General features: G+C 68.3%; 17 protein-coding genes. 9 read left to right on the top strand and 8 right to left on the bottom strand.

Translation table 11 applies throughout. The annotated features are described in order from the left end of the window. The first annotated feature begins 37 nt into the window (after positions 1-37). From ACNKW1_RS10795 to ACNKW1_RS10785, 3 genes are all read left to right on the top strand, one after another. Complete coding sequence (locus tag ACNKW1_RS10795) at positions 38-865, top strand: formate dehydrogenase accessory sulfurtransferase FdhD (RefSeq protein ID WP_418364583.1); 828 nt, start codon at positions 38-40, stop codon at positions 863-865. A gap of 67 nt (positions 866-932) precedes the next feature. Then, entirely contained in the window at positions 933-1,574 is a 642-nt protein-coding gene (mobA, locus tag ACNKW1_RS10790; RefSeq protein ID WP_418364582.1) for a molybdenum cofactor guanylyltransferase MobA, read from the top strand. Positions 1,575-1,590: 16 nt separating this feature from the next. Then, entirely contained in the window at positions 1,591-2,523 is a 933-nt protein-coding gene (locus tag ACNKW1_RS10785; RefSeq protein WP_418364581.1) for a substrate-binding domain-containing protein, read from the top strand. Here the strand turns inward: ACNKW1_RS10785 and mobB are convergent. The 5 genes from mobB to ACNKW1_RS10760 are packed head-to-tail and all read right to left on the bottom strand — an operon-like array spanning position 2,507 to position 7,950. Beyond that, positions 2,507-3,007, bottom strand: coding sequence for a molybdopterin-guanine dinucleotide biosynthesis protein B (mobB, locus tag ACNKW1_RS10780; RefSeq protein ID WP_418364580.1), 501 nt, complete (start codon positions 3,005-3,007; stop codon positions 2,507-2,509). The genes ACNKW1_RS10785 and mobB overlap by 17 nt on opposite strands. Continuing rightward, positions 3,004-5,079, bottom strand: a complete 2,076-nt coding sequence (locus ACNKW1_RS10775; RefSeq protein ID WP_418364579.1) for a sensor histidine kinase — start codon at positions 5,077-5,079, stop codon at positions 3,004-3,006. The genes mobB and ACNKW1_RS10775 overlap by 4 nt, the downstream gene beginning before the upstream one ends. A 42-nt stretch (positions 5,080-5,121) precedes the next feature. After that, on the bottom strand, positions 5,122-6,567 hold the full coding sequence (locus ACNKW1_RS10770) for a sigma-54-dependent transcriptional regulator (RefSeq protein WP_418364578.1): 1,446 nt from the start codon (positions 6,565-6,567) through the stop codon (positions 5,122-5,124). Positions 6,568-6,626: 59 nt separating this feature from the next. Further along, positions 6,627-7,037 carry a CopD family protein gene (locus ACNKW1_RS10765; protein WP_418364577.1) on the bottom strand — a complete coding sequence of 137 codons (411 nt, stop codon included), beginning with the start codon at positions 7,035-7,037 and terminating at the stop codon, positions 6,627-6,629. A 4-nt stretch (positions 7,038-7,041) separates the two neighbouring features. After that, the gene (locus tag ACNKW1_RS10760; RefSeq protein ID WP_418364576.1) at positions 7,042-7,950 is read right to left on the bottom strand and encodes an NAD-dependent epimerase/dehydratase family protein; all 909 of its coding nucleotides are present in this window, start codon (positions 7,948-7,950) and stop codon (positions 7,042-7,044) included. 21 nt (positions 7,951-7,971) lie between these two features. Between ACNKW1_RS10760 and ACNKW1_RS10755 the strand changes: the two genes are divergently transcribed. The 4 genes from ACNKW1_RS10755 to ACNKW1_RS10740 all read left to right on the top strand — a co-directional run bounded on the left by ACNKW1_RS10755 (position 7,972) and on the right by ACNKW1_RS10740 (position 14,492). Beyond that, positions 7,972-8,982: a CDP-6-deoxy-delta-3,4-glucoseen reductase gene (locus ACNKW1_RS10755; protein WP_418364575.1), complete on the top strand. Its 1,011-nt coding sequence runs from the start codon at positions 7,972-7,974 to the stop codon at positions 8,980-8,982. A 15-nt stretch (positions 8,983-8,997) separates the two neighbouring features. After that, on the top strand, positions 8,998-10,134 hold the full coding sequence (locus ACNKW1_RS10750) for an EAL and HDOD domain-containing protein (protein ID WP_418364574.1): 1,137 nt from the start codon (positions 8,998-9,000) through the stop codon (positions 10,132-10,134). Between the two features lie 125 nt (positions 10,135-10,259). After that, positions 10,260-12,221: an ATP-binding protein gene (locus tag ACNKW1_RS10745; RefSeq protein ID WP_418364573.1), complete on the top strand. Its 1,962-nt coding sequence runs from the start codon at positions 10,260-10,262 to the stop codon at positions 12,219-12,221. Between the two features lie 51 nt (positions 12,222-12,272). Continuing rightward, positions 12,273-14,492, top strand: a complete 2,220-nt coding sequence (locus ACNKW1_RS10740; protein WP_418364572.1) for an EAL domain-containing protein — start codon at positions 12,273-12,275, stop codon at positions 14,490-14,492. 87 nt (positions 14,493-14,579) lie between these two features. On the opposite strand, the gene ACNKW1_RS10735 is transcribed toward ACNKW1_RS10740, so the two are convergent. The 3 genes from ACNKW1_RS10735 to ACNKW1_RS10725 all read right to left on the bottom strand — a co-directional run bounded on the left by ACNKW1_RS10735 (position 14,580) and on the right by ACNKW1_RS10725 (position 17,393). Further along, positions 14,580-14,888, bottom strand: a complete 309-nt coding sequence (locus tag ACNKW1_RS10735; protein ID WP_418364571.1) for a c-type cytochrome — start codon at positions 14,886-14,888, stop codon at positions 14,580-14,582. A 130-nt stretch (positions 14,889-15,018) separates the two neighbouring features. Continuing rightward, complete coding sequence (gene queF, locus ACNKW1_RS10730) at positions 15,019-15,864, bottom strand: NADPH-dependent 7-cyano-7-deazaguanine reductase QueF (protein WP_418364570.1); 846 nt, start codon at positions 15,862-15,864, stop codon at positions 15,019-15,021. Continuing rightward, positions 15,861-17,393 carry a cobyric acid synthase gene (locus ACNKW1_RS10725; protein WP_418364569.1) on the bottom strand — a complete coding sequence of 511 codons (1,533 nt, stop codon included), beginning with the start codon at positions 17,391-17,393 and terminating at the stop codon, positions 15,861-15,863. Before ACNKW1_RS10725 ends, queF begins: the two co-directional genes overlap by 4 nt. An 81-nt stretch (positions 17,394-17,474) precedes the next feature. Between ACNKW1_RS10725 and cbiB the strand changes: the two genes are divergently transcribed. Both cbiB and cobD read left to right on the top strand, forming a co-directional pair. Beyond that, positions 17,475-18,449: an adenosylcobinamide-phosphate synthase CbiB gene (gene cbiB, locus ACNKW1_RS10720; RefSeq protein ID WP_418364568.1), complete on the top strand. Its 975-nt coding sequence runs from the start codon at positions 17,475-17,477 to the stop codon at positions 18,447-18,449. Next, positions 18,442-19,431 carry a threonine-phosphate decarboxylase CobD gene (cobD, locus tag ACNKW1_RS10715; RefSeq protein WP_418364567.1) on the top strand — a complete coding sequence of 330 codons (990 nt, stop codon included), beginning with the start codon at positions 18,442-18,444 and terminating at the stop codon, positions 19,429-19,431. Before cbiB ends, cobD begins: the two co-directional genes overlap by 8 nt. Positions 19,432-19,433: the final 2 nt, after the last annotated feature.

The raw sequence follows: 19,433 nt of genomic DNA, 5'->3' as shown, positions 1-19,433 counted from the left end.
CTACAATCGGGCGGGTTCGCTTATCCGAGTTGCAGTGATGCCCCCTCCCCGCCGCCCGCAGCTGAGCCAGGCCAGCCGTCCGCTGACCATCGAGATCCCGGCCGTCAACGAGCTCGGCGCGATCGTGCCGACCCCGATCGCAGGCGAACACCCCCTGACGCTCTATGTCGACAAACGCGAGATCGTCACCCTGATGACGCTGGGCGCAGCGCCCGAGGCGCTGACCATTGGCTGGCTACGTAACCAGCGCCTGGTGCGCAGCCTGGACGAGATCGCCGCTGTACAGGTGGATTGGGACGTGGAGGCGGTCGCGGTGACCACGCACAACGGACTGGAGGATGCCGACCGCAGACTCGGCAGCCGAACCGTCACCACGGGTTGCGGCCAAGGCACGGTGTTCGGCGGCCTGATGGACGAGATCGACCAGATCCGCCTGCCCCACGACCGCCAGCTCAAGCAGTCTACGCTGTACGCCCTGATGGACGCGGTGCGCCATCACGAATCGATCTACAAGCAGGCCGGTGCAGTGCATGGCTGCGCACTCGCGCAGGCCACGCCGGAGGGCTGCAGCATCCTGATGTTCTTCGAGGACGTCGGCCGGCACAATGCAGTCGATGCGATCGCGGGCCAGATGTGGCTGGACGGCCTGGACGGCGCCGACAAGATCTTCTACACCACCGGCCGCCTGACCTCGGAGATGGTGATCAAGACCGCCCAGATGGGCATCCCCTTCCTGGTCTCGCGCTCCGGCCTCACGCACATGGGCTGGCAGATCGCAACCCGGATCGGCCTCACCATGATCGGCCGCGCCCAGGGCAAGCACTACCTGCTGTTCACCGGCGAGGACCGTTTCGAGCGCAACTGAAGCCGGCCTCGCGGCCCTTTGCCTGCACGGGCGAAGGGGAAGACCTGATCACGACACACTGCCAGCCATGAACGACGCCACGCATTCCCATTCTTCCAACCCCTCCCGCGCCGACCGCCGCATTACCGGCGTGCTGCTCGCCGGCGGCCAGGGCAGCCGCATGGGCGGCGTCGACAAGGGCCTGGTCGAGCTCGCCGGACGGCCGATGGCTGCGCATGCGCTCGAGCGCCTGGCGCCCCAGGTCGACGAGCTGATCATCAACGCCAATCAGAACCCAGCCGCCTGGCAGGCCTTCGGCTACCCCGTGTTCGGGGACGACATCGACGGCTTCGCCGGCCCGCTCGCCGGGCTGCATGCGGCGCTGATGCGCGCACACCATCCCTTCGTGGTCACGGCGCCCTGCGACTCGCCCTTCCTGCCTGTGGATCTGGTCGAGCGCCTCGCCACAGCCCTGCATGCCGCCGGCGCCCAGCTCGCGGTGGCGAAGACCTTCGACCAGCCACATCCTGTGTTCTGCCTGTGCAGGCGTGACGTCGCCGGGCACCTCGGCGCCTTCCTCGCCTCTGGCGGGCGCAAGATCGACCGCTGGTACGCCAGCCTGAACATCGTCGAGGTGCCCTTCGACGACGAGGAAGCGGCCTTTCGCAACATCAACACCCGCGCCGAACTCGAGGCGGCAGCGGGCGCGTTGCACACGCCGGGCAGCTGAGCATGCGCCCCCCGCGATGAGCAAGGCGCCGCTTTCCACCCCTACGCTGCCCGACACCGGGGCGCTGCAGAGCCCGTGCCTCACCGCGCGTGAGGCCGCAGCTTTCCTGCACCTGAACGAGAAGAAGCTCTACGCGCTGGCCAACAGTCGCGAGATCCCTGCAGCACGGGTGGGCGGCAAGTGGCTGTTCCCGCGCGCGATGCTGGAAGAGTGGCTGCTCGAGCAGGCCCACGGCGGCGCGCTCACCGACCGGCTGCTGATCACCGGCAGCGACGACCCGCTGCTTTCGGCCACCGTGGCCGCGCTCGCACCTGCGCTCGGCAGCGATGCCTTCATCGCCTACAGCCCGACCGGCACCCTGCCCGGGCTCGAGTTGCTGGCCCGCCGGCGCGCCAGCGCCTGCGCACTGCACTGGGGCGGGGTGGAGCACAGTGCCCAGCAGCACGCCACGCTGCTACGCCGCTTCGCCCCCCATCGCCAGTGGGCGCTGGTGCGCCTGGCGCTGCGGGAGCAAGGCGTGATCCTGCGCCGCGGGCTGGCGGTGGACGGCATCGGCACATTGGCCGCCTTCGACTACCGCTGGGCGATGCGCCAGACCGGCGCCGGCTCTGCACACTTCCTCGAGTCGGCGCTCGCCAGTCGCGGGTTTTCTGTGGCGGACTGCAGCGCGGTCGCCACCGCCCACACCGAGCGCGAAGCTGCAGCGCTGGTCGCGCGCGAGGATGCCGACTGCGCACCCGGCACCCGCGGCGCGGCGGCCGAGTTCGGCCTGGGCTTCCTTCCCCTCGGCTGGGAGGCCTTCGATCTGGCGCTGCCGCGCGAGGTGGTGTTCCGCCACCTGTTCCAGAACCTGCTCTCCGCCTTCGGCGGCCCGGCTGCTCGCGCGCTGGCAGGTCGGCTCGGAGGCTACGACCTCACCCCGCTGGGCCAGGTCATCGGACTGGACTGAACACCTGGGCGGCGATGAAATCCGCCACCGCATGCGGATCGTTGATGTCGAGCTGAGGCAGCGCGGTGTCGAGCGGCGCGTCGGTCGCCACCGCAACGATGTCCGGGTCGTTCAGGTGCAGCAAAGGCGCCGCGATGACCGTACGACGCACCTCGATCTTCGGGATCCGCGCGCGCTTGAAACCCTCGACCAGCACGAGATCACACGGCCCCAGATGGGCGAGCAGCTCATCCAGCGTCGCTTCGGGGGCGCCGCGAAGTTCCCGCGTCAGCGACCAGCGCTGCCCGGAACTGACCATGACCTCGCGGCAACCGGCCTGACGGTGGCGCCAGGAGTCCTTGCCCGCGTGATCGATGTCGAAGCTGTGGTGCGCGTGCTTGACCAGGGATACCGCGAGTCCGCGCGCGCTCAACACGCCGATGACCTGCTCGAGCAGGGTCGTCTTGCCGCTGCCGGACCAGCCGGCGAAGCCGATGACTTTCATGTTGCATCCGTTTTCGTGTGCGCCGTGTTTACACGAGCGTCGGCGAGGCCGGCTTCAATACGATATTCCGGCTCGGCGAGCAAGCTCACCGTGAAGCACGTTCCCTCGCCGGGCCGGCTGTCGACCTCGATACGGCCGCCGTAGCGCTCCACCAGGGTGTGGCTGATGGAGAGCCCCAGGCCGGTGCCCTGGCGCTTCTTGGTGGTGAAGAAGGGGTCGAAGATGCGCGCCATGTCCTCGGCACGGATACCACTGCCGGTGTCGCGCACCCGGATGAGAGCGCCGCGTGCATCGGCATCCGCATCGCGGTCGGCCGTGGACAGGGTCAGCGTCCCGCCGTCCGGCATGGCCTGCACCGCATTGACGATCAGGTTGATCAGCACCTGCTGCAGCTCCTGCAGGTTGATCTGCACGTTGACCGTCGCCGCAAGGTTCTGTACGACCCTGACCTCCGAGCGCGCCAGATGCTGGCGGGTCAGCAACAGGCAGTCGGCGAGCGCGGCATTTACGTCCACGTCCTCCACGTAGCCGGCGAACTCCCCCGGGCGCGCGAACTGCAGCAGCTTGGTCACGATCAGCCGGATGCGGCCCACCTGCTCGTGGATCAGGCGGATCTCGTTGCTCACCGGTTGCGCCGCCGGGCCGAGCTCCTCGCGCAGCAGGTCGAGATTGCCCTGGATCACCGCAGTCGGGTTGCTGATCTCGTGCGCGACGCCCGCGGTGAGCTCGCCGATCGCAGCGAGTTTCTCGCTCATCACCAGGCGGCGCTGGGCGGCACGCAGTTCCTCGTTGGCCGCAGCAAGATCCGCCGTGCGTTCGGCCACCTTGCGGTCGAGCGATGCGTTCAGCGCCCGCAGCTCGTCCCGGCGCGCGGCCTGCTCATCGAGCAGATGGTCGAAAGCGGTGGCCAGACGCCCCAGCTCGTCACGGCTGGCGACGTCACTCACGCGCGCACGCTCATCGCCCGCGTCGATCCGACCGATGGTGGCGTGCATGCGCTCGATCGGGCGGAAGATGCTGCGCGCCCAACGCAGCGTCAGCAGCGCGCCCACGATCGAGACCGCAAGCGAGAGCGCGACGACGATCAGCAGTGCCATCTGCTTCGCGGCACGGAAGGGGGCCTCGAGAAAGCCCACATAGAGCATGCCCACGCGCTCGCCGCGGCTGTCGAGCACCGGCTCGTAGGCGGACACGTACCAGTCGTTCACCACGAAGGCGGTCTCCAGCCAAGTCTGGCCGCGGTCGAGCACATGAGTGCGAACTTCGTCCGAAGCACGCGTACCGAGCGCCCGCGCGCCCTCGAACAGGCGCACGTTGGTGGCGATGCGCACATCATCCACGAACAGCGTGGCTGTACCCTCGCTACCTTGCGGAAGCGTTCCTTCGCGATAGACGATGGCGTTGAGCGTGTCGATGAAGCCGAGATTGCCATTGAGCAGCACCCCACCTTCGAGCACGCCGGCCAGGGCGCCCGTTTCATCGTGCACCGGCGCTGCGGCATGCACGATCAGCCCGCGCGTTTCCGCCGCGCGCGGATCGGGACGGGCACGCTCGGTCGACACCAGCGCAAGCCGCGCGCGTTCGGCAAGCAGCGGTGAGATCGCCGCGAGGGCCTCGGGCGCAAGCCGCTCGATCACGCTGCCACCTGCGCCAAGCATCGCCCGCTGCACCATCGGCCACTGCCCACGCTCCGGCATGGAAGACAGGCCGGAGGACGAAACCAGCACCCGCCCGGAGGCGTCGAGCAGGTTCAGGAAGTCCAGGCCCTGGCGCGCCTTGCTCGCCGCCAGGAGAGCCTGCAGCGCCGCTGGGTCGCGCTGCGCCCGGGCGAGTGCCTGCGAGGCCGCGAGCGCCTGCACGTCTCGTCCGGCACCTTCGATCACGCGCTCGAAGTAGCCATGCGCCGTCGCGAGGTCGCTGCCCACGCGCGACACCATCAGGCGGTGGTAATACGCCTCGCCCCAATACCAGATCAGCCCCATGACGATGGGAAAGCCGAGCATCAGTGGGGCGAGCACCAGGCACAGCAGCTTGGCGCGTACCGAGCTGCGCAAGCGCTCAAACCCACCCATCCGCCCCGCCCCCCGACACGTTGCGCATTGTCCGTGCAGCGCTCATGCCCGGCGGCCAGCCGGCACGGCGGCCGGCGGTTCCTCCGCTGCCCACTCGGCGAACTTGCGCTCCAGCGTCTTGCGCGACACCCCCAGCCGGCGCGCCGCCTCGGTCTTGTTGCCCTCGCAATCCGCGGTGACGCGCTCGATGTGGCGGCGCTCGATCTCGGCGAGGGTCAGCGCCAGCTCACCCGGCGCGGGCACCTGGCGTGGGCAGGGTACGCCCAGCGGCTCGGGCGGAAAACAGCCCAGGATCATCGAACGCTCGACATGGTTGCGCAATTCACGCACGTTGCCGGGCCATGCGTAGGCACAGAGCCGGGTCACGACCTCATGCGTGAGTGGCAAGGGCGCCACGCCAAGCTGGCCGGAGAGCTGCTGCATGAAATGCACGACCAGCTCCGGGATGTCTTCCGCGCGTGCACGCAAGGGTGGCAGCACGATATCCACCACCGCAAGCCGGTAGTACAGGTCCTGACGGAAGCGTCCGGCCTGCACCTCTGCGGCGAGGTCGCGGTTACAGGCGGCGACGATGCGCACATCGACCGGCACCTCGCGCTCTGACCCCACCGGCCGCAGCCGGCGCTCCTCCAGCACGCGCAACAGGCGGGTCTGCATGGCGAGGGGGAGTTCGCTGATCTCATCAAGGAAGAGCGTACCGCCATGGGCGTAGTAGAACAGGCCGTTGCGGCTCTCGGTGGCGCCGGTGAATGCGCCCTTGACGTGACCGAAGAGTTCGCTCTCGATCAGCTCGGAGGCGATCGCGGCGCAGTTCAGCGGCACGAAGGGGCGCTGCGCCCGCGGGCTGCTCTGGTGCAGGGCGCGCGCCACGACTTCCTTGCCGGTGCCGGATTCACCCTGCAGCAGCACAGTGCTCGGCATCTGCCCGACGCGGCGCACCATCGCGCGCAGCTGAGCCATGGCCGGCGAGTGCCCGACGAGGCCGAGCGGATCATCCCCACCGCGGGCGCCAGCCAGCTCGCGCCGCAGCACGAAGTTCTCGCGGCTCAGACGCGCGCGCTCGAAGCAACGTTTGATGGAATTCAGGATCTGGTCGACGCGGAAGGGCTTGAGGATGAAGTCCGACGCCCCGCCGCGCAGGGCGTCGATCGCCGTCTCCATGTCGGCGAAGGCGGTGACCAGGATCACGTCGCCGGTATAGCCATGCTCGCGCAACTCGTGCAGCCATTCGATGCCCGACTTGCCCGGCAGCGCGATGTCGAGGACGAGCAGGTCGAAGTGCAACCGCGCCATCAGCGCCGCCGCATGCTCGGCATCCGCGGCCGACTGCACCATGCCGCAGCGTCGCACGAGCGTACGCTCGAGGAAGTTGCGCATGCCCTCCTCGTCATCGACGACAAGCACCGAGTGTGCCTGCCAGCTGTATTCGGCCAGGTCCACGGTCGTTCCGCCCTCGGTGCCCTGCCTGCCCTGTCTCGACTCCGGCATCTCGCCTACTCCCCCTCCGCCATGCGCGATGCTGCCCGGATCACCCATGCCCCGCATGCTCAGAACGGCTTGAGAACAACCAGGAACACGACGACGAACAACACCAGCACCGGAATCTCGTTGAACACGCGATACCAGACATGGCTGCGCTGGTTGCGCCCCTCGGCGAAGGCGCGCATCAGCCTGCCGCAATACAGATGGTAGGCGATCAGCAACACGACCAGCAGCGTCTTCACATGCAGCCATCCGCCAGAGAAGCCGTAGCCGAACCACAGCCACAGCCCGAGCGCGACCGCAAGAATGCCGAGCGGAGTCATGAACCGGTAGAGCTTCATCTCCATCAGCGCAAGGCGCTCACGGGTGGCCGCATCCTCGGCCATGGCGTGGTTGACGAACAACCGCGGCAGGTAGAACAGGCCGGCGAACCAGCTCACGACGAAAATGATGTGCAAGGCCTTCAGGGTCAGCATCTGCTCAGGGCTCCGGTTGTGAATGGGTCGAAGCGCCGACGCGGCCGGCGAGTGCGGCTCGCAGGCCGTCGGCAATGGTCGGATAGGCGAAGCGCACGCGAAGTTCGCGCTTGATGCGCCGATTGTCCAGCCGGCGCGATTCGCTCATGAACGACAGCGTAAGCGGCGACAGGCGGGAAGCGATCGCGTCCCGGCTCAGGCGCTCCGGCCGGGGCAGGCCGAATGCATCAGCCACGGCATCGAAATACGCCCCCATCCTGAGGCCGGAGTCGTCGCTGGCGTTGTACACCCGCCCGGCCGGCGCACGCAGCAGCGCGATGCAGGCGAGGCGGGCGAGATCCTCGGCATGGATGTGGTTGGTATGCACGTCCTCGTCGGCAGCCAGCACCGGATCGCCGCGACGCAGGCGCTCGAGCGGCAGGCGGTCACCCGCGTAGATCCCGGGGGCACGCAGGATTGCGACCCGCACTCCGCAGCGGCGGCCGAAGCGGCGCAGGCGCGCTTCGGCATCGACCCTGCGCCGCGCACGCGCCGTCGTGGCACGGAGCGGACGCGTCTCGGAGACCTGCTCACCGCCACAGTCTCCGTAAACCCCTGTCGTGCTTATGTATACCACCCCCTGTGGTAGACTTTTGCCACCTCCGAGTGCGGCCAGCAGACGCTTCGTCCGCGGGTCTCCCTCGCCGCTCGCGGGCGGGGGAGCAAAATGCAGAATGGCATCAGCCAGACCCGCGAGCCGACGCAAGCTGCTACGGTCGTCGAGGTCGCCGATCAGCGGCAGCGCGCCGGCCGTGCGCAGCGCCGCGGCGGCCTCGGGCTGGCGCACCAGGGCGTACACGCGAAAACGCCGCGTCAACCACGGGAGCGCACGCTGCGCGACATCGCCGCTGCCCACGATAAGAATTCGTTTCATTTGCTGATTATCTCACGCACCATGACCCACCGGATTTCACTTCGCCCCGGCGATCACAGCTTCGACGCCACCGACGACCAAACCGTGCTCGACGCAGCGCTCGCCGCGGGGCTGATGCTGCCACACAGTTGCCGCGATGGCGCCTGCGGCGCCTGCAAGGGCAAGGTGCTCGAGGGCCGGGTCGACTACGGCCTCCACGCCGAGGGCGCGCTGACCGCTGCCGAGCGCGCCGAAGGCCACGCGCTGTTCTGCTGCGCGAAACCGCTCACCGATCTGGTCATCCAGGCGCGCAACGTCACGCGCGCCGGTGACATCCCGGTCAGGAAGATGCCTGCGCGGGTACAGAAGCTCGAGCGCCTGGCCGACGACGTGATGCGCGTGGACCTGAAGCTGCCCGCGAGTGAGCAGTTCCAGTTCCGTGCCGGACAATACATCGACATCCTGCTCGCAGACGGTCAGCGGCGCAGCTTCTCCATCGCGAACGCACCGCACGATGCGGCCCATCTCGAGCTGCACATCCGTCGCATCGAAGGCGGCCGCTTCACCGGGCACGTGTTCGAATCCATGAAGGAGAAGGAGATCCTGCGCTTCGAAGGCCCGCACGGTAACTTCTGGCTGCGCGAGGATTCCGACCGGCCAATCGTGATGATCGCGGGCGGGACCGGCTTCGCCCCGATCAAGGGCCTCGTCGAGCACGCGATCCACATTGGCCTCACCCGCCCGATCACGCTCTACTGGGGCTCACGTACCCGGGGCGGCCTGTACATGGATGCGCTCGCACGCGGTTGGGAAGCCGCCCTGCCGGGCCTGCGCTACGTGCCGGTGCTCTCCGATGAAGTCTGGGACGGCCGCCAGGGCCTGGTGCATCAGGCGGTACTGGACGATTTCACCGACCTGTCGGGCCACGAGGTCTATGCTTGCGGCGCGCCTGTGATGGTCGATGCGGCGCACAGCAGTCTCTGCGCGGAACGCGGCTTGCCCGAAGAAGCCTTCTTCGCCGACGCATTCACGTTTGCCCAGCCCACGAACTGACGCCCGGAGCGCCCCATGAGCCAGACCACCCTGCTGACACGCGAGCCGGTCGTAAACAAAAACCGCGCCATTACCGCCAACCGCCTGATCGCTCATGGTCCCAACATCGCAGCGGTCGTCGAGACGCTGGCCACCCTCAGCGATGCCTGGCCGACGCATCACCCGGTCTTCCTCAGCCTCGGCCGGCTGGTGCCGACACCCGAGTTGATGGACTGGACGATTCCCGACAACACCGCAATCGAGATCCCCGCGCAGACCCTCGCCCACCCGCAAACACAGGCGCTGATGGCCCGCCTGCAGGAAACCGGCGTAGGCATGTGCCTGACCTGGTTCCAGGCTGGCGTGGCGCTGCCTGCCGGCGCCGACTGGCGCTTCGTTCTGATGGACGTGCGCCGCGCACCCAATCCGGGCGGCTCGCCCGGACTCAGCCTGGCCTGGGGCCTGCCCGATATCGAAGGCTTCCACAAGGCGATCGGCGCCGGTTACGACGGTGCCTCCGGCTGGTTCTTCCTCCATGGCAATCCACCCGCAAAGAGCCTCACCCCGGGCCATGCGCAGATCGTGCGGCTACTCAACCTGGTACGCAACAACGCGGAAATCCGCGACATCGAGGCAGTGCTGAAACAGGACGTGGCGCTGTCCTACAAGCTACTGCGCTACATCAACTCCGCCGGCTTCGGCCTGATGTGCGAGATCCAGTCCTTCCGCCACGCAGTCAGCATCCTGGGTTACGACGCGCTCAACAAGTGGCTGTCGCTGCTGCTGGTGACGGCCAGCCGCGATCCAAGTGCCCCCGCGCTGATGCAGACCGCGATCGCGCGCGGTCGCTTCATGGAAGAGATCGGCGTGAGCTTCTTCGATGCGGGAGAGCGCGACAACCTGTTCATCACCGGCGCCTTCTCCCTGCTGCACGTCCTGCTCGGCACCTCGATGCAAGCTTTGCTGGACGAAATGAACCTGCCACCGAACGTCAGTGAAGCGTTGCTGTACGACCGGGGGGAGTTCGCGCCCTTCCTGCGCCTCGCCCAGTCCTGCGAGAGCTTCGATGCGAAGAACCTGAGCGCAGCGGTCGACGACCTGCATCTGTCCCCCGAGCAGATCAACCGGGCGCAGCTCGTGGCCCTGGCCTTCGCCGACAGCCTGCACGCCTGATCGCCCGCAGTGGCGGGCGATCAGGTGGCGGGCGCGGGCACTTCGTGTCGAGTGCCACTTTCGTCACGGAAATGCGCGTGGTCGGTCACTAGAATGCGACGGATATCCAACTGTCCGTGCACCCGATGCAGCTGACCCAATTCTCCGCCTTCGAACTGCAGCCGCTGCCGGATGGTGCGTCGACCATCCTGCGCCTGCTGGCCGCGCAGGCGCCGAACTGGCCCGAGATTGCACTGGTCGCCGCGCGGGACCCGGCCTTGTGCCTTGCGCTGCTGCTCGCCGAGCCACTGTGCGCGGGCGAGCTTCAGGAGGGGCTCAACAGCGCGCTGCGGAAGCGGCTGGAGCGCACCGGGGCCGATCTGCTGCGCGCCTGGCTGCTGGGACTGGGGCACCTGGGCGAAGAAGCCGACGATACGCCTGACAATTCCCTGCTGCGCGCCGAATGCGCACTGCACCTGGCAATCGAAACCGGCTACCCGCGCACGGACGAGGCCTACCTCGCCGGATTGTGGCGCGGACTGACCGGATCCGAGCGGTGGCGTACAGGCCAGCGCCCGAGCCTGCCCGCACTGATTCACGATTGCGGCCTGCCGCCCACACTCGCGGATGCTCTTGAAGTGCGGGGACTGCTCGACGAACAGATTGCCGCCGCACACCCCCTGATCGCCCTGATCGCCGCTGCCGAGCGCCTCGTCGCCCAGGACTGGCAGGATCAGGCCGCACAGGTTGCACGCCTGACCGGCCTGGAGTCCGCGAGCGTGATGAGCCTGCGCACCGACGTGGGCTACATCGTTTCGGGCCATGCAGCCTATCCGCCCGCACCTCCCACCGCAGGCCGCCCCGCCGCTGCGCAGGCGCGGCCACGTCTGATCGATGACCCATACCGCAGCGCCGGCATGCTCGGCCTGCTCACCGCGGCCTTCGTAGACCTGGACGCTGCCACAGTCCGCGAGCGTCTGAACATCGCCTGCCCGCTTTTTGGCCTGCGTGTAGCCCCCGTGCTCCTTGGCTGTGACGACCGGGGCGTCCTTCACCCACTTCTGACACCCCCCGACGGCAGCCCCGAGGCCCTGATCGGCGAGCTCGGGCTGCGCCTGGACGACGCCGCGAGCTGCATCGCACTTTCCGCCCGCAGTGGGCAGCCGGCTGAATTCACCACGCAGACACAAAGCCCGGGGCGCAGCGTCGTCGACTGGCAGATTGCCCGATGGCTGGGCCACCCGGGCTTCCAGGTGCTTCCGCTCGGCTCGGAGGAGGACCCCTCGGTGGCCCTGGTGCCAACGCTTGGCCGGCAGGCGCTCGACAGCGAAATGCGCTGGCGCTACGTCGCGCTGCTCGGAGCCGCCGCACGCGCGCTGCGCAGCCACCACCGCCATGCACGCGAGATCACCGAGCGCGAGAGCGCGCTGCAGGCGCGCTTCCGGGACCACATGCGCAAACTGGCTCATGAAGCGAGCAATCCGCTCACGGTGCTCAAGAGCCGGCTCGGCATGCTGGCGCAAGAGCGCTCTGCCGACACACCGCTGCAGGACGAGCTCAGCCTGCTCAATGCCGAGCTCGACCGGATCGACAACCTCCTGCGCAATTCCGCAGACCTTCCCGCCCAGAGCCCGGAGTCGCGCGCCTGCCGCGTCCCCGAGCTGCTTCTCGACATGCGCACGCTATACGGCGAGCCGCTGTTCAGCAGCCGGGACATCCAGCTCGAACTGCGCGCCGCGCGTGACGTGCCGCCCGCAGCCATCCCGCCTTCGGCGCTCAAGCAGGTCCTGCTCAACCTGTTCCGCAACGCCTCCGAGGCGCTCCAGCCAGGACAGCGCCTGATCGTCTCGGTGTTGCCGCTGGTCAATGTCGACGGACGCAACTGCCTCGAGATCCGCTTCGTGGACAATGGACCGGGTCTTCCGCCCGAACGCGCCCGCGATCCGCTTTCGCCGCGCCCAAGCGAAAAGGGCGGGACGCACCGCGGCGTGGGGCTAAGCATCGTGCGCGAGATCCTCGCGAAATGGGGCGCGACGCTGCTCTGCCGCAGCCAGCCCGGGACCGGAACGAGCTTCCAGGTGATGATCCCGCTGGAAGAAGTCGGCTGAGTGTTGCATCATGGGGACTGACAATCCCGCCCCCTCCTGATTCCTGGAGCCATGACACCGCCGACAGATCAAGCCGTCCAGGCCCGTACGGTTGACGAAAAGGCCGCCACCAGCGAATCCACGCGCATTCTCATCGTCGACGACGACCCCTCGCTCAGGAAGACTTTTCCCCACGTCCTCGCTAGGCCCGGCCGGGTTTTCGACGAATGCGGCAGCATCTCTGAAGCGATCGCCTGCCTCGAGCGCAAGCACTACGCGCTGATCCTGCTCGACTATCGCCTGCCTGACGCGAACGGCCTCGCCCTGCTGGAATGGCTTTCCGACCACCAGCGCGACGAAGCCGTGGTCGTCATCACCGGCGAAGATGCGATCGACGCGGCCATTGGCGCCCTGCGCGGCGGTGCAGACGACTTCGTACGCAAGCCCTATCACGTCGCCCAACTCCAGCGCGCCGTCGACAGCGCGTTGCACAAGGGAACGCTCGAGCGCACCAACAAGCTGATGAGCAAGCGCCTGAAGGCCTCGGAGCGCCTGCACCGCTACCTCGTCGAGAGCTCGCCCGACATCATCTTCACGCTCGACGGCGCCGGCCGCTTCACCTACCTCAACCCGCGCGTCAAGGCGCTGCTCGGTTACGAGCGCAATGCGCTGCTGCGCCGTCCCTTCACCACACTGGTGATGCCCGAGGACATCGACCGCATCGACAGCCTGCTCAGCAAGCCCAGCGCCCTGCCGGGGGAGAGCTTCCATGTCGAGCTCCGGCTGCGCCGCCATAGGGCCAACACCGCCGGCGCAGAGGGCGACAGCGTCACAGTCTCGCTGACCGCCATCCCGATGATCACGCAGGAAGGCGAGCGCCGCGTGGTCGGCCTGTACGGCGTCGCGCGCGACATCTCCGAGCGCAAGCGGGCCGAGGAGATCATCTCCTTTCAGGCCTATCACGACCAGCTCACCCACCTTCCCAACCGCGTGCTTTTCAAGGACAGGCTTGAGCTGTCGATCGCGCAAGCGCAGCGCCGCACGGGCGCCCTGGCGGTCATGTTCGTGGATGTTGACCGATTCAAGCTCGTGAATGACACCTTCGGCCATGCCGAAGGCGACGCGCTGCTGCGCGCAATCGCCAGCCGGCTGACCGCGGCGCTACGCCGTGGAGACACCCTCGCCCGCCTGGGTGGGGACGAGTTCACCATCCTGCTGCCGGACATCGCCCACCCCGAGGATGCGGAGACCATCGCGCGCAAGGTCATCGCTGCGCTCGACGAACCGATCGCCTTGAGCCGGGGCGAGTTTCGTGCCACGGTGAGTGTCGGAATCGCGCTCTTCCCGCGCGACGGCAATACTTCGGAAGATCTGACCCGGCACGCCGACATCGCGATGTATCAGGTCAAGCGCTCCGGCAAGAACGGCTACCGCTTCTTCGACCCCGAACTGAACACCCGCCACCGCGACCGCATCGCGCTGGAGAACGACCTGCGCAGCGCGCTCGCACGCAACGAGCTCGAACTGCACTACCAGCCCCAGGTCAGCTTCACCGCCCGCCGCATCGTCGGCCTCGAAGCCCTGCTGCGCTGGAATCACCCCGCGCTGGGCCCGGTCTCGCCCGCCACTTTCGTCCAGGTCGCGGAGGAAGTGGGCCTCATCGGCGAGATCAGCACATGGGTGCTCGAAACCAGCTGCGCCCAGCTCGCGCGCTGGCAGAGCGAAGGCATTGCCGCACCGCAGATCTCGGTCAACCTTTCCGCCCACGACTTCCATCGCCACGACATCGTCGATTCCGTCTCCGCCTGCATCGGCCGGCACGGCGTCGAGCCAGGACACATCGAGGTGGAGATCACCGAAAGCCTGATGATGGATGACGCCGCCGGCGTGGCGGCCAAGGTGCGCGCCCTGCGCGCCGCCGGCATCAGCGTCGCGATCGACGACTTCGGCACCGGCTACTCGGCGCTGGCCTACCTGCAGAAGTTCCCGGTCAACACAATCAAGATCGACCGCAGCTTCGTGCGCGACCTCGAAGGCCCGATGACCAACCCGATCATCTCCGCCATCAGCGGCATCGCGCGCGGCTTCGAGCTCGACCTGATCGCCGAAGGCGTGGAGAACAGGGAACAGGCCGAAGCCCTGCACGCACTGGGCTGCGACATCATGCAGGGCTACCTCTTTGCGCGCGCGGCGCCCGCCGAGCAGGTCGGCGAATGGCTGACGCGTCCGGAAGCCCTGTTCACGTCGCTGGAAGACCCCATCCTCGGCGCCCCCTGCGCCGAGCCGGGCTGAGCGGAACGGCGCCCATAAAAAAGGGCCGGCAGGCCGACCCTTTTTCCATTCGCAGCCACCGCCACGCGGCAGTGGCCCACACGACGCTTACTTCAGCGACAGCACCCACTCGACCAGCGCGGTCGCATCGGCGTCATTCACCTGCGGATTGGGAGGCATCGGAACCTTGCCCCAGACGCCCACACCACCCTTCTTGACCTTGTCGGCGAGCATGGCCGCGGCGTCGGCCTGGCCGGCGTACTTCGCGGCGACATCCTTGTAGGACGGGCCGACCAGCTTCTTGTCCACTGCGTGACAGGCCATGCAGTTCTTGGACTTGGCCAGCGCCTCGGAAGCGAACGCGGGCGAAGCGGAGAGGAGACCTGCAGCAACTGCAGCAGCAACCAGAGCCTTCATGTTCATTACCTCGTGTTGTTGGTGATTACGGGCCGATGTTAACCCAGGCTCCTGCGGCGCGCCATGGATCCAGATCAAATGCAATACCTTGTTGCGTATTTCCAATCACCATCGCGGACACGACAGACGCTCATTGCCGCACCTCCATCACCTCATCGGCAGCCAGCGCCACGTGCGTCGCGCGGAACGGGTTGATGTCCAGCCCGCCGCGCCGGGTATAGCGCGCCCATACCGCGAGCCGCACAGGCTTGCAGCGCGCGAGCAGGTCGCAGAACACGCGCTCCACACACTGCTCGTGAAACTCGTTGTGTGAACGGAAGGACACGATGTAGCGCAACAGCCCCTCCCGCTCGATGGCCGGGCCGCGGTAGCGCACCACCAGCATGCCCCAGTCGGGCTGACCGGTGACGAGGCAGTTCGACTTGAGCAGATGGGAGTACAGTGTCTCCTCCACCTCGTGCCCGCCCGCGCGCAACGATTCGGGCGCAGGCAGGTAACGGTCAATGTCAATGTCGAGGGTGTCTAGACAGACCCCCTGCGGATACCCGAAGCGGCGCAAGGGCTGTTCGCTCAACGGACTCAGCCGCACACCCACCAGGGCCCCGGCCGCGGCCGAAAGGTCCTGCGCGATGAGTTGGCGCACCGCTTCCACGTCGGCAAAGCGCTGCTGGTTGAAGGCGTTCAGATAGAGCTTCAGCGACTTCGACTCGATCAGCCGCGGCGACGAGGCCGGCACACGGAATTCGCCGAGCGCGACCACCGGCTTGCCTCGTGAATCGAGCCAGGACAGTTCGTACGCGTTCCACAGATCCTCGCCGACGAAGGGCAGCGCTTCGGCACGCAGGCCCAGTTCATCCCGCTTGAGCTGGCGCTCGATCGGGAACAACAGCTCGGGGGCATACGTGTCGCGATAGGCGACCGCCTGGCCAAGCAGCGAGGATTCGGCGCCGTGCCGGCGCGTGTTTTCAGTGTTCATGCTGGCCTCGATACTCGGGATAAAGATCCGTCGAACAGGGCATGGAGATCGACGCTCTGCTCGACCGCGTCGGCGAGCCGATCGAGATCGGCCTCGCGGCGCGCGCCGAGGTCGACGAACTGCACCTTCTCCAGGCCCGCCCATTGCAGCAGGGCCGACAGCGCAGCCGGCGCCTCGAACAGCCCGTGCACATAGGTGCCGAGCACCTGTCCGTCGGGCGAGAGCGCACCGTCCGGGCGTTGTCCGCCCGCGTCCTGCAGCACCAGCGCCGGTCGCTCGAGCGCCGGCCCTGCGCTGACGCCCATATGGATCTCGTAGCCCGCGACCGGAGCGGCGCCTCGCGCGACATCCGGCCCGAGGGCCGCCACACCCTCAAGCGCAGCCAGCTGTCCTGAGACATTGCGCAGCTGCTTCTCCGGTGCGAGCTCGGTGCGCATGTCGAGCAGACCCAGCCCGTCCACGCTGCCGGCACTGCCTTCGATCCCGAGCGGGTCGGCGAGTTCGCCGCCGAGCATCTGGAAGCCGCCACAGATGCCGATCAGCCGCCCGCCATACCGCAGATGCCGGCGGATCGCGGCCTCCCAGCCCTGCGCACGCAGCCAGGCGAGGTCGGCCTGCACGCTCTTGGAGCCCGGAAGCACAATCAGGTCCGCAGGCGGGATCGCCTGCCCCGGCCCCACCCAGCGGAAGTCCACCTGCGGATGCAGCCGCAGAGGGTCGAGGTCGGTGTGGTTGGAGATGCGCGGATACGCAGGCGCAATCACGCGCAGCGCATCCTCGCCTGCACGCACGTCGGTCGCGGCGTCGGCGAGTGCGTCCTCCGCATCGAGGAACAGCCCATGCAGATAGGGCATCACGCCGAACACCTTGCGCCCGGTACGGGCCTCAAGCCAGTCGAGTCCGGACTGCAGCAGGCCGATGTCACCGCGGAAACGGTTGATGACGAAGCCCTTCACCCGCGCCTGCTCCGAGGGGGAAAGAAGTTCCAGCGTGCCCACCAGATGCGCGAACACACCGCCGCGATCGATGTCGGCGACCAGCACCACCGGCACGTCCGCGGCTTCGGCGAAGCCCATGTTGGCGATATCACGATCGCGAAGGTTGATTTCGGCCGGACTGCCGGCGCCCTCGACCAGTACCGCATCGTAGGCAGCGCACAGGCGCCCCCAACTCTGCATCACCGCGGCCATCGCGGTCGGCTTGTAGGCGTGATAGTCGCGTGCCGACAGGTTGGCGACGGCGCGGCCATGGAGGATGACCTGGGCGCCGATGTCGGTCGAAGGCTTGAGCAGGACCGGGTTGAAGTCGGTATGCGGCGCCACGCCGGCCGCCAGGGCCTGCAGCGCCTGGGCACGGCCGATCTCGCCACCGTCGACGGTGACGGCAGAGTTGAGCGCCATGTTCTGCGGCTTGAACGGCGCCACCCGCAGCCCGCGCCGGCGCAGGCAACGGGCCAGCCCGGCGACCAGCGTGCTCTTGCCGGCGTCCGAGGTGGTGCCCTGGACCATCAGCGTGATCGGGGAAGACATCGCGTAGAATCCGCTTCCTTGCAAAAGGGCCGGATTATCGCCGATTCGCGTCCTTTCTCGTACCTGCCGGATCGCTACCCGATGGAACTCTCCCTCCCCCTCGTCCTCGCCCTCAAGATGGCTGCCGGCCTGCTTGCCGATCGCGCCTTCGGCGAGGTGCGGCGCCTGCACCCGCTGATCGGCTTCGGGCACTGGGCAAGCCGGGCCGAGCGAGCGTGCCGCAGGCTTGCCTACGGTGCCAACGAGACGGGCACCCGCCTTGCGGGGCTGCTCGCCTGGTCGCTCGCGGTGCTACCCTGGCTGGCGCTCGCGCTGTGGCTGCGCAGCCTGCACCCGCAGGCGCACTGGGCCGTGGATGTAGCCCTGCTCTACTTTGCGCTCGGCGGGCGCAGCCTGGCCGAACATGCACGCGCAGTCGCCACCCCGCTCGCAAACGGTGACCTGCAGGCAGCACGGACGCGCGTGGGCTGGATCGTGAGCCGCGACACGCAGGCGCTGGACGCGCAGGGCGTCGCCAAGGCCGCCACCGAGTCCGTGCTCGAAAACGGCAACGACGCGGTCTTCGGCGCGCTGTTCTGGTTTGTGCTTGCGGGCGGCGCGGGCGCGCTGCTGTTCCGCCTGGCGAACACGCTGGACGCAATGTGGGGCTACCGCACGCCGCGCTTCCTGCACTTCGGCTGGGCTGCGGCCAGGATGGACGACGCGCTCAACCTCCTGCCGGCCCGGCTGACCGCCCTCACCTACGCCGTGCTCGGCCACACGCGCGAGGCGCTGGCCTGCTGGCGCACGCAGGCGCCGCAATGGGACAGCCCCAACGCCGGCCCGGTGATGGCGGCCGGCGCGGGCGCACTGGGCGTGCGCCTGGGCGGTACGGCGACCTACCACGGACATGAGGAGCACCGCCCGGTGCTCGGCACCGGGCGCGAGGCCGGCCCGGCCAGCATCCTCGGCGCGGTGTCGCTGGTCCGGCGCGGGGCCTGGCTGTGGCTCGCCGTGCTGTGCATCGCCGGCCTGTCGCTGGGCCTGCTATCGGCCGCGGGCGCCGGCCATGCTTGAGCACGGCGGACGCCTGCGCCACGCCGCAGCCCGGTATGGCATCCCGCTCGCCGGCTGGCTCGACCTGTCCACCGGCATCCACCCGGTCGGCTACCCGGTGCCGGCGATTCCCGCCTCGGCCTGGCAGCGCCTGCCCGAAGACGACGACGGCCTGGAGGCGGCGGCGGCGGCCTACTACGGCAGCACTGCGCTGCTTCCAGTGGCAGGCTCTCAGCCGGCAATCCAGGCACTGCCCACCGTGCTGGGCGGCGAGCGCGTGAGTCTGCTCGCCCCTGGCTACGCCGAACATGCCCATGCCTGGCGCACGCGAACACCACGCGCGGTGGACGCCACCGCGCTCGACGCCGCCGTTGAACGCAGCGACATCGTCGTGCTGGTGCAGCCCAACAACCCCACCGGCGAGCATTTCCCGCGCGAGCGCCTGCTCGACTGGCATGCACACCTCGCCCGGCGCGGCGGCTGGCTGGTGGTGGACGAGGCCTTCATCGACACCACGCCGGAGCGCAGCCTGGCACCCCTGGCGGGACAGCCGGGGCTGGTCGTGCTGCGCTCGCTGGGCAAGTTCTTCGGCCTTGCGGGCGCTCGCGTGGGCTTCGTGTTCGCGCCCACCGAGATCCGCGACGCACTGGCCGAACAGCTCGGCCCGTGGACGCTCTCGGGCCCGGCACGCTGGGTGGCCCGCCATGCGCTGGCCGACACCGCCTGGCAGGCCAGCGCACGCGCGGCCCTGGGCGCGGCAGGCCAGCGCCTGCACCGCCTGCTCGCCGCACACGGTCTACGCCCGCAAGGTCCGGCCCTGTTCCAGCGGGTCTGTACCCCGCACGCCGCAGCATTGCATGCCGCCTTCGCCCGCCGCGGCATCCTGCTGCGCCAGTTCGACGATCCGCCCGCGCTACGCTTCGGCCTGCCCGCAGACGAGGCCGGGTGGCAGCGTCTGCAGGTCGCGCTCGAAGCCTGCCTCCCTCACCCCATGGATGAATGACC

Origin of the sequence: Thauera sp. WH-2 (assembly GCF_048321015.1) — a bacterium.
Lineage (GTDB): Bacteria > Pseudomonadota > Gammaproteobacteria > Burkholderiales > Rhodocyclaceae > Thauera.
The sequence above is the reverse complement of the archived record's forward strand: the minus strand, read 5'-3'. Positions and strand labels throughout refer to the sequence as shown.

Excerpts from the sequence above, each read along its gene's own strand:
- ACNKW1_RS10795 (WP_418364583.1), top strand. The coding sequence starts at position 38 with ATGCCCCCTCCCCGCCGCCCGCAGCTGAGCCAGGCCAGCCGTCCGCTG.
- mobA (WP_418364582.1), top strand. The coding sequence starts at position 933 with ATGAACGACGCCACGCATTCCCATTCTTCCAACCCCTCCCGCGCCGAC.
- ACNKW1_RS10785 (WP_418364581.1), top strand. The coding sequence starts at position 1,591 with ATGAGCAAGGCGCCGCTTTCCACCCCTACGCTGCCCGACACCGGGGCG.
- mobB (WP_418364580.1), bottom strand. The coding sequence starts at position 3,007 with ATGAAAGTCATCGGCTTCGCCGGCTGGTCCGGCAGCGGCAAGACGACC.
- ACNKW1_RS10775 (WP_418364579.1), bottom strand. The coding sequence starts at position 5,079 with ATGGGTGGGTTTGAGCGCTTGCGCAGCTCGGTACGCGCCAAGCTGCTG.
- ACNKW1_RS10770 (WP_418364578.1), bottom strand. The coding sequence starts at position 6,567 with ATGCCGGAGTCGAGACAGGGCAGGCAGGGCACCGAGGGCGGAACGACC.
- ACNKW1_RS10765 (WP_418364577.1), bottom strand. The coding sequence starts at position 7,037 with ATGCTGACCCTGAAGGCCTTGCACATCATTTTCGTCGTGAGCTGGTTC.
- ACNKW1_RS10760 (WP_418364576.1), bottom strand. The coding sequence starts at position 7,950 with ATGAAACGAATTCTTATCGTGGGCAGCGGCGATGTCGCGCAGCGTGCG.
- ACNKW1_RS10755 (WP_418364575.1), top strand. The coding sequence starts at position 7,972 with ATGACCCACCGGATTTCACTTCGCCCCGGCGATCACAGCTTCGACGCC.
- ACNKW1_RS10750 (WP_418364574.1), top strand. The coding sequence starts at position 8,998 with ATGAGCCAGACCACCCTGCTGACACGCGAGCCGGTCGTAAACAAAAAC.
- ACNKW1_RS10745 (WP_418364573.1), top strand. The coding sequence starts at position 10,260 with ATGCAGCTGACCCAATTCTCCGCCTTCGAACTGCAGCCGCTGCCGGAT.
- ACNKW1_RS10740 (WP_418364572.1), top strand. The coding sequence starts at position 12,273 with ATGACACCGCCGACAGATCAAGCCGTCCAGGCCCGTACGGTTGACGAA.
- ACNKW1_RS10735 (WP_418364571.1), bottom strand. The coding sequence starts at position 14,888 with ATGAAGGCTCTGGTTGCTGCTGCAGTTGCTGCAGGTCTCCTCTCCGCT.
- queF (WP_418364570.1), bottom strand. The coding sequence starts at position 15,864 with ATGAACACTGAAAACACGCGCCGGCACGGCGCCGAATCCTCGCTGCTT.
- ACNKW1_RS10725 (WP_418364569.1), bottom strand. The coding sequence starts at position 17,393 with ATGTCTTCCCCGATCACGCTGATGGTCCAGGGCACCACCTCGGACGCC.
- cbiB (WP_418364568.1), top strand. The coding sequence starts at position 17,475 with ATGGAACTCTCCCTCCCCCTCGTCCTCGCCCTCAAGATGGCTGCCGGC.
- cobD (WP_418364567.1), top strand. The coding sequence starts at position 18,442 with ATGCTTGAGCACGGCGGACGCCTGCGCCACGCCGCAGCCCGGTATGGC.